Origin of the sequence: Pseudomonas donghuensis (assembly GCF_000259195.1) — a bacterium.
GTDB classification, from domain to species: Bacteria; Pseudomonadota; Gammaproteobacteria; order Pseudomonadales; family Pseudomonadaceae; genus Aquipseudomonas; species Aquipseudomonas donghuensis.
In genome coordinates this window covers 43,190-55,735 of sequence record NZ_JH650768.1, presented here as the reverse complement: position 1 = coordinate 55,735, position 12,546 = coordinate 43,190, and the positions used below count along the sequence as shown (strand labels likewise).

Here is a 12,546-nt window from a genome sequence, read left to right as displayed (position 1 = left end):
CCAGCCCCGCCAGCCAGATCGGCAGGTAGGTCAGCCACTGGTCGGGGCCGATGGTCTCGCCCAGTAGCAGGGCGACGGCCACCAGCAACACCGGTTCGACATAGCTGAGCAGGCCGAACAGGCTGAACGCCAGCAGGCGGCTGGCCAGTACATAGCAGATCAGCGCCAGGGCGCTGATCACCCCCAGCAGCGGAATCAGGCCGTACAGCCCCGGATGCTCGGCCAGGTCCCGGGCCGACAACGGGCCCTGAATGACGAAGTACAGCGCCGCAGGCAACAGCAGGCACATGTCGGCCCATAGCCCACCGAGGTGATCGGTGGCGCATTTGCGCCGCAACACGAAGTACAACGGGTAGCCGCCGGCGACCAACAGGGTTTCCCAGGCAAAGCTGCCGTGCTGGTAGAGCTCATGGCCGACGCCGGTCATCGCACAGGCTACCGCCAGTTTCTGCAGGCGCGACAGGCGCTCGCCATAGACCAGGCGGCCGGTCAGGACCATGGTCAACGGCAACAGAAAGTAACCCAGCGAGACTTCCAGGCTGCGCCCGTGCAACGGCGCCCAGAGGAACAGCCAGAGTTGCACGCCCATCAACGACGACGTCCCCAGCAGGCCGAGCAACAGTAGCGGGTTGCGCCGCACGCGCGCCAGCAACCCGGTGACCAGCGGCCAGTCGCGGGTGAACAGCATGAACAGGGTGACGCACGGCAGGGTCAGGAGCATGCGCCAGCCAAATACCTCTTCGCCATCCAGGGGTGTCAGCAGCGAGGTGTAGTAGTACATCACGGCAAACAGGAACGATGCCGTGACCGATGTAATGATGCCTTTTGACACAAATGCCTCGGTTGCAAAAGATGACAGAGCGGGTAACCCGCCATGATCTCAGGCTGCAGGCCTAACCGGCAACCTCCGCCCTCTGTGGCGCGACCTCGGCCTGGGCCGCCAGGGCGCGGACAAAGTCTTCTATCGGCATCGGCCGGGCGAACAGATAGCCTTGCTGAAAATCGACGTTGTGGCGTGCCAGGTAGTCGCGCTGGGTGTCGGTTTCCACGCCCTCGGCGACGATGCCCAACTCAAGCTTGGCCGACAGCTCGATGATGCTGTCGAGAATGTGCAACGACAAGGCGTCGACGCCGATCAGGGCAACGAAACTCTGGTCGATCTTCAGGTAATCGACCTTGAACTGGCGCAAATAGCTGAGGCTGGACTGACCGGTGCCGAAGTCGTCGATGGCGATCATCACCCCCAGTTCGTGCAGCTTGGCGAACAGCGTCTGGGTGGCCTCGCTCGGTGCGATCAGTTTGCGTTCGGTCAACTCCAGGGTCAGCAACACCCGCCCGGGCGGGAAGGCGGCGAGAAAGTTCCGGCAGTCGTGGTACAGGGCCAGGTCCTGGCAGTGATCGGCGGTGATGTTGATGCCAATGTGAAAGCCATCGTCCATCAGCGCGGCATGCGGCGCCAGAAGCTGGGCGGTGCGCTGCATGAGCAGGCGCGTCATCGGTACGATCTGGCCGCTGTGTTCGGCATAGGGAATGAACAGGTCGGGGCGCACCAGGCCTTCACGCGGGTGCTGCCAGCGCATCAGCACTTCGGCACCGGCCCAGCGGTAGTCGCCCTTGCGCACCACAGGCTGGAAGTAGGGCAAAAATTCGTCGGCCTCCATCGCCCGCTGCAGTTCGACCCGCGGCGAACTGGCCCGGCGCAGCATCCAGCGGCACACGGCGCCGGCGATCACGCCGAGAAATACCAGCAAGCCGAACAGGGCAGGGTATTCGTCGCGCATCACCTGGCCGATCTTGCCGTGCTCATAACCGCTGTGAATCGAGAACGGGTAGTGGCTGGGGTCGAGCCGTACCGGTGCAACGGCGGCAGCGGGGGCGAGCCCCTCATGCACCAGGCCGTCCTTGCCCATCCAGTAGCGCCCCACCTGCAGCAACAATTGGGTGTGCGGGCCGATCAGGCGCAGGGCGGTGAGCAGGTGATCACCGTCGACGGTGCTGATGGCGCCACGCTCGCCTTCGTAGACCCGATACACCAGCAGGGGGTGGCCGGGGGTCACCGAGTTGCCATTCATCAACCAGAGTTTGCCATCGACATAGTCGCTGGCGTTGACCTGCTCGCTGTAGGGGCCGAACAGCGAACTGCAATACAGTTCGTTGCGGTACACCAGATTGGTCGAGCGCACGAACGAGCGACGGGTGACCTGATCGCGCAGGGCCAGTTTTTCTTCCATGCACGGCAGGCCGGCCAGCGGCAGCAGCGACCTGGCCGCACCGGAAATGTTATCCAGGATCAGCTCCACCTGCGCCACCACCTGCTGCGCCGTGGCCTGGCTGCGTGCGTCAAGCGCGCGCTCGGCCTGCAGGTGCATGATCACCAGCCCGCAAAGCACCGGCACGGCGCCGACGGCCCAGGGCAGCAGGGCACGCAATGTCCAGCGTCCGGGACGTTTTACCGTGAGCGGCATGGCAGCTAACCTGTATAAGCGCAGGGAATGAAAACGGCGGTGTGCCTAGGATAGCCGCTCGTCGGCCGATGGGTGTCAACTTAAGTGCGGACAAAACGGTTTACGCACTGTAGAATCCTGTTACGCATACAATAATAAGGTTCTCCACCGTCGGGGAATCAACCCACCGAGAATGGGTCCATATGAAGTGTCATGGGTTCAAGCTGATTTATGGTGACTACCTCGCCAGAAGTGTGAGGGGCATCTCTTGCGCGCCACCACGCCTGCTCGACATCGATAGCAATTAACGACCGTTATTTACCCGCTTTGATGATGAGGAAACGAGCATGGCTGATATCTTTGAAAACCCGATGGGCCTGATGGGCTTTGAATTCATCGAGTTCGCGTCGCCGACCCCGGGCGCCCTGGAACCGATCTTCCAGATCATGGGCTTCACCAAGGTGGCCACCCACCGCTCCAAGGACGTGCACCTGTACCGCCAGGGCGACATCAACCTGATCCTGAACAACGAGCCGAAAAGCGTCGCCTCGTACTTTGCCGCCGAGCATGGCCCGTCGGTATGCGGCATGGCTTTCCGTGTGCGTAATGCCCACGAAGCCTATGCCCGAGCCCTGGAACTGGGCGCCCAGCCGGTGGAAATCGAAACCGGGCCAATGGAGCTGCGCCTGCCGGCGATCAAGGGTATCGGCGGCGCGCCGCTGTACCTGATCGACCGTTTCGAGGAAGGCAGCTCGATCTATGACATCGACTTCAACTTCATCGAAGGCGTCGATCGTCATCCGGTGGGTGCCGGCCTCAAGATCATCGACCACCTGACCCACAACGTTTACCGCGGGCGCATGGCCTACTGGGCCGGTTTCTACGAGAAGCTGTTCAACTTCCGCGAGATCCGCTACTTCGACATCAAGGGCGAGTACACCGGCCTGACCTCCAAGGCGATGACCGCGCCCGACGGCATGATCCGCATCCCGCTCAACGAAGAGTCGTCCAAGGGCGCCGGGCAGATCGAAGAGTTCCTGATGCAGTTCAACGGCGAAGGCATCCAGCACGTCGCGTTCCTCTGCGACAACCTGCTCGAAAGCTGGGATGCCCTGAAGAAACTCGGCATGCGCTTCATGACGGCGCCGCCAGACACCTACTACGAGATGCTCGAAGGTCGTCTGCCAGGTCACGGCGAGCCGGTTGGCGAGTTGCAGAGCCGTGGCATTCTGCTCGACGGTTCGTCCGAGGCGGGTGACAAGCGCCTGCTGCTGCAGATCTTCTCGGAAACCCTGATGGGCCCGGTGTTCTTCGAGTTCATCCAGCGCAAGGGTGACGATGGCTTCGGTGAAGGCAACTTCAAGGCATTGTTCGAATCCATCGAGCGTGACCAGGTGCGTCGCGGTGTGCTGAGCACCGACTGATCTGGGCGGTCACTGAAAAGGCCATTGGGCGTGTGCTCAATGGCCTTTTGTATGGGTGATCACTCAGTCGGCGACGACGGCCTGCGGCGTTGCCTGAACAAACCCCAATAAGCCACCGCAGACGTGATGATGCCAACCAGCAGCAATGATGGCGCGGTTGAAGCCATGGCCTGGGTGATCATCTGCCAGGTATGACCATCCGGGTAGCCGGCATGCACGGTGTAGCCATACTTCTCCGAGACCGTGCGCTGGAGATTTTCCTTGTGATCGGGCACTTGCGAGGCGCTGCCATTGCCGGTTGCCCAGATATAGTCATTACCGAATTGCAGTACCAGGACGATGGCGTTCTTGAAACCCTGCAACTCGGTCTGCAGGATGCGGGCATCGCTGATGGCGATCACGCCGAAAGGGTATTCCTGGATACGGTAATGCAACACCGGAACATCCGGAGTGATTTCGTTGCGCAGGTCCAGGCGCAGGCGCTGGTTGAAGAAAGTGCCAGGGTCCACCGCCGCGTCAAAGTCGCCGAGCAGGGTGCTGCAATAGCCGCGGTTTTCCCTGACCAGCACCAGCGAGCGCACGTTGGGCTGTTTGAAGGCTTGCTGGCGCAGGGTGGGGAGAGCGCTCTCGCAGCGTTGTCCGGCCAGGCTGAGTACCGCACCGGCGGCGTCATGCAAGGTATCGATTACCCGGTCAATGACGTAAATGGCTTCAACGGCGGACAATTCGGAGGTTTCTTCCTGTTTGCGCTCGACCTGAAGTGACAGCACCAACAGCCCGCATGCGACCGGTGCCAGACCGATCAGGAGGGTAAGCAGAAATTCGAGCAGACTACGGCCGGCAAGACTGGGTGGAGCCATGATTGCACCTCTATGCTGAACGTAACAACGACCTTCCTGGTCGTGTGGTTACGCGTCAGCATAAAGAGTGAAGTCAGAAGCGACTGTAGGCTTGATTTACTCTGCGCGACGTACCAATCGACAATCGGTGTAATCAAGCGACTCAGCGCTTTTTCAGCGCTTCAATCACCCGGTCCGCCACAACGCCCGCCGACGCAGGGTTCTGGCCGGTGATCAAGCGTCCTTCCTTCTGATCGGCAATGGCGAAGGCTTGCCACGGCTCTTCGGCCTTGACGTACAACCCGCCGCGGGCCTTGAGCTCGGTTTCGGTCAGGTAAGGCACCACCTTGTCCAGTTCCGCCAGTTTCTCTTCCGTGTCGGAAAAACCGGTTACCTCGCGGTCCTTGACCAGCAAGGTATTGTCGCTGAGCTTGATATTGAGCAGAGCAACGGCGCCATGGCACACCGACGCCACCACGCCACCGGCTTCGAAAATGCGCCGGGCCAGGGTTTGCAGCTCAATGTTGTCGGGAAAGTCCCAGATCACACCATGGCCGCCGGCATAGTAAATGGCGCTGTAGTCCTGGGCCTTGACTTCGCCGGGGGGCAGGGTGTTGCCCAGGCGGTTCATGAACGCCTTGTTCTGATACCACTCCCAGTCGATATCCGCCGCCATTTGCAAGCTGTGCGGGTCGATCGGTACATAGCCGCCGCCGGGGCTCAGGTAGTCGACCTTGTAGCCAGCCTTTTCGACCTTGTCGACAAAGTGCACCGCTTCACCCAGCCATAGACCAGTGGCGCGCTTCAGCGTCGGGTATTTGGCCGTATTGGTCAGCACCACCAGTATCTTCTTGCTCATCGCAACGCTCCCTGATTCCGGAACCGATCCGGACTGCCCGGATCGCAGTGGAGAAACCTGTTCAGCATAGTAGCGGCTGGCATGGATGCCATTCCCCGCCGGCGATATGCTAGCCTGCGAGGATATCGCCAGCTTTGCTACAGGGAGTCTTCAAGCGGATGAACACTTTGACCCAACCCGTGGATGCGTTCATGCAGGCGGCCATCGATGAGGCCCGTCTGGGCCACGAAGAGGGTGGCATACCGATCGGCTCGGTGCTGGTGCATGACAACCGGATCATCGGCCGTGGCCACAACCGCCGCGTGCAACAGGGCAGTGCGATCCTGCACGGTGAAATGGATGCGCTGGAGAACGCTGGCCGTCTGCCAGCCAGCGTCTATGCCCAGGCGACCCTGTACACCACCCTGTCACCGTGCCCGATGTGCAGCGGGGCCATTCTGCTGTATGGCATCAAGCGCGTCATTGTGGGCGAAAACCAGACCTTCATGGGCGAGGAAGACCTGCTCAGGGCCCGTGGTGTCGAGGTGCAGGTCCTGCACAATGATAACTGCGTCAAAATGATGAAGGATTTCATCGAGGATCGCCCCGAACTCTGGAACGAAGATATCGGCGTCTAGGTCCGATCATCAAACTCCTTACCGCCAGCCGAGCTCGCCCATGTCAGTACCGATGAGTGTCAAGGTTCGCAATCACGACTGGGGCAGCACCGCCCTTGGGCCTTTGCACCTGTGGCCGGCGTCATTGCGCATTGCCGTGGACATGCTCCTGGCGTCGAAATTTCCCGGTTGCCTGATCTGGGGGCCGCAGCTGGTAACCCTCTACAACGATGCGTTCAAGCCGATCCTCGGGGCCAAGCCCGAGGCGCTCGGGCGCGGTTTTGACGAGGTCTGGAGCGAGGCCTGGGACAATATCGGCGCGCTGGTGTTTCGCACCCTGTCCGGCGAGGCGATCTTCATCGAAAACTTCCCGTTGATGATCAATCGCAACGGTTCGATGGAGCAGACCTACTTTACCTTCTGTTTCAGCCCTATCCGCGATGAGCGTGGGGCGGTGGCGGGGTTTCTCGACACGGTGATCGAGACCACCGCCAGCGTCGAGGCCGAACAGCAATGGCGTCATCTGGCCAACACGTTCGAGCGCCAGGTGCAGGAGCGCACGGCTGACCGCAATCAGTTCTGGCAACTGTCCAGCGATATCATGTTGATGGTCCTGCCGGACCTCACGATCAGCGCGGTCAACCCTGCCTGGACCCAGGTCCTGGGCTGGCACCAGGACGAAGTGCTGGGCTGCTTGATCATGAATTGGGTCCATGCGGACGATTACCAGGAGGTCACGTCGGTGGTTGAGCGCCTGCGCGCGGGCCAAGGCACTGGAAACACGGTCAGTCGCTTGCGTCACAAAGACGGGCACTATCGTTGGTTCAACTGGGCAGCGGTGCCTTCGGCGCTTGGTTTTACCGCCGTAGGCAGCGACATCACCCAGGAGCGCGAGCGCGAAGAGGCGTTGCGTCACGCTGAAGAATTGCTGCACCAAAGCCAGAAAATGGAGGCAATCGGTCAGCTTTCCGGCGGCATGGCCCATGATTTCAACAACCTGCTGACCAGCATCAGCGGTAGCCTGGAACTGCTTGAACGGCGCATTGCCCAGGGGCAGCTGGATAACCTGCACGTCTACCTCGATGCCGCCCGTGGCGCGACCAGGCGCGCGGCGTCCCTGACCCATCGATTGCTGGCCTTTTCCCGGCGCCAGGCACTCGATCCCAAACCTGCCAGTGTCAATCAGTTGGTACTGGACATCGAGCGGTTGATCCAGCAGACCCTGGGTACGCACATCGAATTGCAGGTGCAGGTCGAGCCTGCCCCCTGGTGGGTGCTGGTCGATGCCACCCAGCTTGAGAATGCCCTGATCAACCTGTGCATCAATGCCCGCGACGCGATGGGGGCCGGTGGCTGCCTGCGCATCAGTACCGGAAACGAACGCCATGAGCTGCCCTTCGAGGGCGAAGATGGCCTGGGCCCGGGCGACTATTTTTCGCTACAGGTACAGGACAACGGTCAAGGCATGAGTGCCGACATCGTCGCGCGTGCCTTTGACCCGTTCTTTACCACCAAGCCGGTAGGCCAGGGCACCGGGCTTGGCCTGTCGATGGTCTATGGGTTTGTCCGCCAGTCGGGCGGGCGGGTATGGATCGATTCGAGTCCCGGGCAGGGCACCCGGGTGAAGATACTCCTGCCACGCTACCTGGGCGAACTGCCGGAATCCGCGCGTGGCAAGTCTTCTGGCAAAGCCTACGCACGGGCCAATGGCGAGCGCATCCTATTGGTCGACGATGAGAGCAGCTTGCGTTCAATGATCAAGGAGGCCCTGGACGAGGAAGGCTTCGAGGTGTTCGTCGCGGGCGATGCCAATGCGGCGCTGCAGCAGTTTCAGGCGTTGGGCTCGGTCGACCTGCTGATCACCGATATCGGCTTGCCGGGCGGCTTCAACGGCCGACAGCTGGCCAATGCCCTGCGCATGCTGCAGCCAGAGCAGAGGATACTGTTCATTACCGGCTTCGCAGCACAGGAAGTGACCGAACAGCAAGTCCTTGAGCCTGGTTCTGCGCTGATGACCAAGCCTTTTTCCCTGCAAGACCTGGTCCACCAGGTGCAGGAGATGCTGGCACCGGTTCAGCCGCTGGTTTGCGACCTGTCCCCGGTGCTGCGCTGACTGGCCAGGTGCTCGAGCACCAGGTACGTCAGTGTGGCAATCAGCAGCGGCAGCAGAAAGTAGATCGCCCGATAGCCAATCAATGCCGCAAGCAGCGTACCTTTGCCGTAGCTCCCGTGCAGCAGGGAGAGAAACACTGTTTCAAGCACACCGAGCCCGGCCGGAATATGGGTAATGACCCCGGCAATGCTGCTGATCATCAGCACCGCCAGAAGGGTCGGATAGTCTGCCCCTTTGGGCAGCAGGGTGAACACCACCAGCGCCATCAACGACCAGCTGCAGGCGCCCATCAGCATTTGTAGCGTGGCCAGGCGGATGCCCGGCAGGCTGATCTGATGCTGGCGCAAGCGCCAGGTACGACGGGTGGCGAACCCGCAGGCAAGCCAATAGATCACCGCCACCAGCAACAGCAGCGCGCCGATCAGGCGCAGGCCGGTATTGCCGATCTCCATGCCGGCCGGCAATCTGGGCAGCCCGCACACAAACAAGCTACCCGCCACCACGCAGTACCCCACCCAGTTGGTCAGTAGCCCCAGGCTGAGCACCCGGGTAATGGTCGAGACCTTCAGGCCGAGGCGGGTATACAAGCGGTAACGTAGGGCGATGCCACCGACCCAGGCGCTGAGGTTGAGGTTGAAGGCGTAGCACACGAACGCCAGCGGCAGCACCTGACGGGCCGGCAGGTGGTGCCCGGTGTAGTGGCGCCCGAGCAGGTCGAAGCTGCTGAACAGGGCAAAGCTGCCCAGGGTCACGCCAGCGGCCAACGCCAACGTGCTCCAGCGATAGGCGGCCAAGGCCTGGTGCACTTCCTGCCAGTCGAGGTTTTTCAGCACGCTGAACAGCAACACCGGCACCAGGATGAAAAACGCCAGGGTCAGTGCCTGCCGCGCACGGCGCCAGCGCTTCCGGTGCTTGTTCATGTCGGTTTTCCCGGTAGTTCGTGGCCTTCGTACAGCGGTTTGAGCCGTGGTACATGGGCCGGCAGCCAGCCAATCAGGGCCGGAAAATGGCGGATGAAGTGAAAGGTCAGGAAGATCAGCGGCGCCCGCCACCAGTAGCCGCGCAGCACGCGTTTCAGGCTGACCGCTTTGCAGCGATGGGCGGTGAGCTCCTGCAGGTGCTCGTGCAGGCGGGTGTTGAAGGTCTCATCGCGGATGATCAGGTTGGCCTCAAGGTTCAAGGCCAGGCTCAGGGGGTCGAGGTTGCTGGAACCGACCGTCGACCAGTGCCGGTCCACCAGCGCCACCTTGCCGTGCAAGGGCCGCTCGCAGTACTCGAAAATCCGCACGCCGTCGCTGATCAGGTAGTTGTACAGCAAGCGCGAGCACATTCGCACCCAGGGCATGTCGGGCACGCCCTGCAGCACCAGGGTGACCCTCACGCCGCGGCGGGCGGCATTGCGGATCGCCCGTAGCAGCCGGTAACCGGGAAAGAAATAAGCATTGGCGATGGTGATCCGTTCGCGCGCACCGTTCAACGCCCGCAGATAGTGCTGCTCGATGTCATTGGGATGATCCTGGTTATCGCGGATGCACAGGGTCATGCTCGCCTGATCACTGTCCGGGGCGATCGGCACCCGCCGTTGCCACCAGCGCCGGCTGCCCGGTTTGAGCGCGCTGTGTTGTTCCAGCAAGCGCAGGGTAGCGCGCTGCAGGTCGGCGACGATCGGCCCGCGCACCTGTACCGCGTAGTCCTGTTTGGCCATCGGTCCGAAGTCGGCCAGGTGATCGGCGCAATAATTGATGCCGCCGACAAAGCCGACCTCGCCGTCGACCACCAGGATCTTGCGGTGCAGGCGGCGAAACAGGTTGGTGCGCAGGCCCAGGCGTTTCGGGCTCGGGTCGAACGCCTGCAGGTGAACGCCGGCGTCGCTGAGTTCGCGCAGGTAGTCGACGCTCAGGTCGGCGGTGCCGTAACCGTCGACCAGCATCTCGACCTTGACCCCGCGCTTGGCTGCAGCGATCAACAGTTGCTGCAGCTGCTTGCCGACTTTGTCTTCAAAGATGATGAAGGTTTCCAGGAGGATTTCCACGCGCGCCTGTTCAATGGCGGCAAAGGCACTGGCGAAATAGTCTTCACCGTTGATCAGCAACTGCACCTGGTTGTCGGGTCGCCATTGGTTGTTCACAGGAGCACCTCCACTGCCAATGGCAGGTGATCGGAAAGGTGGGTCCAGGGCTTGCGGGCCATGACCTTGGGCGCATGCGCGCGGGCGTTGCGCAGGTAGATGCGGTCCAGGCACAGCAGCGGCCAGCGCGCCGGAAAGCTGCGCGCCGGCTGGCCATATGCCTGGCTGAAGACTTCCCGCAGGCCGCACTCGAGCAGCACCCCATCGGCGCGCTGGCGCCAGTCGTTGAAGTCGCCGGCAACGATGACCGGGGCATCGCCGGGCAGGCTGTGCAGCAGCGCGCAGAGCAGGCGCAACTGTTGCTGGCGCTGGCGTTCGTCCAGGCCCAGATGCACGCACACCGTGTGCAGTTCGGTCTCCGCCGGCAGCGCCAGGACCGAATGCAGCAGGCCACGTTGCTCAGTGCCGTGGACGCTGACATCGAGATTGTCGTGGCGCAGGATCGGGAACTTGGACAGCAGGGCATTGCCGTGTTCGCCTTGCGGGTACACGGCGTTGCGGCCATAGGCGAACACCGGCCAGAGGCTGTCGGCGAGAAACTCGTACTGCGGTACCTGCGACCAGTTGCGGTGGCGCAGGCCGTGCTGGCGGTGGCTGCCCAGCACTTCCTGAAGGAACACCAGGTCGGCGTTCTCGCTGCGCACCGCTTCACGCAGCTCGGGCAACACGTAATGGCGGTTCAGCGGGCTGAAGCCCTTGTGCGCGTTGACCGTCAACACCCGTACCCGATGCACTGCCGGCGCCGCAGCAAGAGGGCTGGTTGATTCCATCCGGCTCATGGCCGACGACCCTTGCCAAGGTAGAGAGGCCGGGTCAGCTGGCTGAGCTGCACCGGTGCCGGAATCAGTGCTCGTTCGGCATTGGCTAACGCATTGCCCACGGGTGGCCTCCGTTGATAACGCTCAGGCAAGCACTGTGGGTGCCTGCTGTCCTCGCACTATCTCTGGACCACAGGGGTTGCCGGGGGGTTCAACCGGGGTGGCGGACGGTTGTCGAAGCGGGTCAAAGACCTTGTTGCACCAGCGGGTCGTCCGGGTTCTGCTGTTCCAGCTGGGCCAGCAATACCTGCACATTCTGCAGTTGGCCGGTTTCTTTCCAGTACTCGATCAGCAGCACCCGCGCCTTGCGATTGGCCGGTTGCCGGGCAAGGATGGTCTCCAGCTGTTTTTGTGCGGCATCGACCTGCTCCAGCTGGTGCAGGCTGGTGGCCAGGGTGTAGCGGTAGTCGTTGTTCTCCGGTTCCAGCTCCAGGGCCCGGGCGAAGGCCAGCAGGGCGTACTCGTCCTGGCCATGGCGCAGCAGCCAGCGGCCCAGTTCATGTTGCAGGAAGGCTGAACCCGGGCGTTGTTGCAAGGCCTTGGCCAACACCTGGCGCGAGGCATCGGTCTGATTCTGGCGCTCCAGCAACTGGACCTGGGCGGCCAGTGCATCGAGATTGTCCGGGGCCAGTTGCAAGGTGCGCTGCAGTGCTTGTGCGGCCTCCTGGTAGCTGTTTTCGTGCAGGTACAGCTGAGCCAGGTGCAACTGCGCGCTGGCATCGTCGTCACGCCGGGCCAAGACCTGCTGATACTGCTCCAGCACCTCCTGCAGCGGGCCAAAGTACAGGCCAATGTCATCCGGGCCCAGCCCGAGCAAGGCATCGACCACCGCGAAACGCACACTTTGCTCGTCATCGTCGAGCAAGGGGCCGAGTACCAGGCTGCGCTGGGCGCCGGGCAGCATCGCCTGAATGCTGGCAATGGCGGCGCGGCGCACCAGCGGATCGTCGTGCTGCAGGTCGCGGCTGGCCAGTTTCAGGGCCAGGGGCGAGGGGTAGTTGGGCAGTTCGGCGTACAGGCTGGCGCGGCGGATAGGCGACAGGTCAGCGCGCCCCAGTTGCTGGTAAAGCACCCGTGCAGCGCCTGGCTGGCCGTCATGGGCCATAGTCAGCGCCTTGGTGTAGCTGTGCTTGAGGGCCGGTGCCGGTGCCGGGCTGTCGTCACGCCAGAAATAGCCACCAAGGCCCAGGATGATGAGCAGGGTCAGGCTGATGAACGTGTACTGGCGCTGTTTCGACATGGTGAATCCGAAGCGTGTCGCGGCTGCAAAGGGTTGAGCTTGGGTCACGAGGGCCGGTGGCGTCAAATGCAAAGCGTGGTTATGC

The 12,546-nt window shown here is 62.2% G+C and carries 11 protein-coding genes; 3 read left to right on the top strand and 8 right to left on the bottom strand.

Translation table 11 applies throughout. From position 1 onward, the window contains the following. On the bottom strand, nt 1-832 hold an 832-nt coding region (gene rarD / locus UW3_RS27140), incomplete at its 3' end, for an EamA family transporter RarD (protein WP_010223611.1). Nucleotides 833-893: 61 nt separating this feature from the next. Then, nucleotides 894-2,465, bottom strand: a complete 1,572-nt coding sequence (locus tag UW3_RS0116380; RefSeq protein ID WP_026001366.1) for an EAL domain-containing protein — start codon at nt 2,463-2,465, stop codon at nt 894-896. 326 nt (nt 2,466-2,791) lie between these two features. Here UW3_RS0116380 and hppD point away from each other — a divergent pair, with 326 nt between their 5' ends. Continuing rightward, a complete protein-coding gene (gene hppD, locus UW3_RS0116375) occupies nt 2,792-3,868 on the top strand; it encodes a 4-hydroxyphenylpyruvate dioxygenase (protein ID WP_010223608.1) in 1,077 nt (358 codons plus the stop codon). Nucleotides 3,869-3,927: 59 nt separating this feature from the next. Here hppD and UW3_RS0116370 read toward each other — a convergent pair whose 3' ends face one another. Both UW3_RS0116370 and UW3_RS0116365 read right to left on the bottom strand, forming a co-directional pair. Next, a complete protein-coding gene (locus tag UW3_RS0116370; protein ID WP_010223605.1) occupies nt 3,928-4,728 on the bottom strand; it encodes a CSS-motif domain-containing protein in 801 nt (266 codons plus the stop codon). A 142-nt stretch (nt 4,729-4,870) separates the two neighbouring features. Continuing rightward, on the bottom strand, nt 4,871-5,566 hold the full coding sequence (locus tag UW3_RS0116365; protein ID WP_010223603.1) for a type 1 glutamine amidotransferase domain-containing protein: 696 nt from the start codon (nt 5,564-5,566) through the stop codon (nt 4,871-4,873). A 179-nt stretch (nt 5,567-5,745) separates the two neighbouring features. Between UW3_RS0116365 and UW3_RS0116360 the strand changes: the two genes are divergently transcribed. Next, entirely contained in the window at nt 5,746-6,183 is a 438-nt protein-coding gene (locus tag UW3_RS0116360; protein WP_010223601.1) for a nucleoside deaminase, read from the top strand. A gap of 52 nt (nt 6,184-6,235) precedes the next feature. Further along, a complete protein-coding gene (locus UW3_RS0116355; RefSeq protein ID WP_010223599.1) occupies nt 6,236-8,275 on the top strand; it encodes a hybrid sensor histidine kinase/response regulator in 2,040 nt (679 codons plus the stop codon). Here UW3_RS0116355 and UW3_RS0116350 read toward each other — a convergent pair. The 4 genes from UW3_RS0116350 to UW3_RS0116335 all read right to left on the bottom strand — a co-directional run bounded on the left by UW3_RS0116350 (nt 8,236) and on the right by UW3_RS0116335 (nt 12,461). Further along, a complete protein-coding gene (locus UW3_RS0116350) occupies nt 8,236-9,195 on the bottom strand; it encodes a lysylphosphatidylglycerol synthase domain-containing protein (RefSeq protein ID WP_010223597.1) in 960 nt (319 codons plus the stop codon). The two genes, UW3_RS0116355 and UW3_RS0116350, sit on opposite strands and share 40 nt — an antisense overlap. Then, nucleotides 9,192-10,403 (bottom strand): cardiolipin synthase ClsB, encoded by a 1,212-nt coding sequence (gene clsB, locus UW3_RS0116345; RefSeq protein WP_010223595.1) that lies wholly within the window; start codon nt 10,401-10,403, stop codon nt 9,192-9,194. Before clsB ends, UW3_RS0116350 begins: the two co-directional genes overlap by 4 nt. Next, nucleotides 10,400-11,173 carry an endonuclease/exonuclease/phosphatase family protein gene (locus tag UW3_RS0116340; RefSeq protein ID WP_010223593.1) on the bottom strand — a complete coding sequence of 258 codons (774 nt, stop codon included), beginning with the start codon at nt 11,171-11,173 and terminating at the stop codon, nt 10,400-10,402. The genes clsB and UW3_RS0116340 overlap by 4 nt, the downstream gene beginning before the upstream one ends. A gap of 232 nt (nt 11,174-11,405) precedes the next feature. Next, complete coding sequence (locus UW3_RS0116335; protein ID WP_010223592.1) at nt 11,406-12,461, bottom strand: tetratricopeptide repeat protein; 1,056 nt, start codon at nt 12,459-12,461, stop codon at nt 11,406-11,408. Nucleotides 12,462-12,546 lie beyond the last annotated feature (85 nt).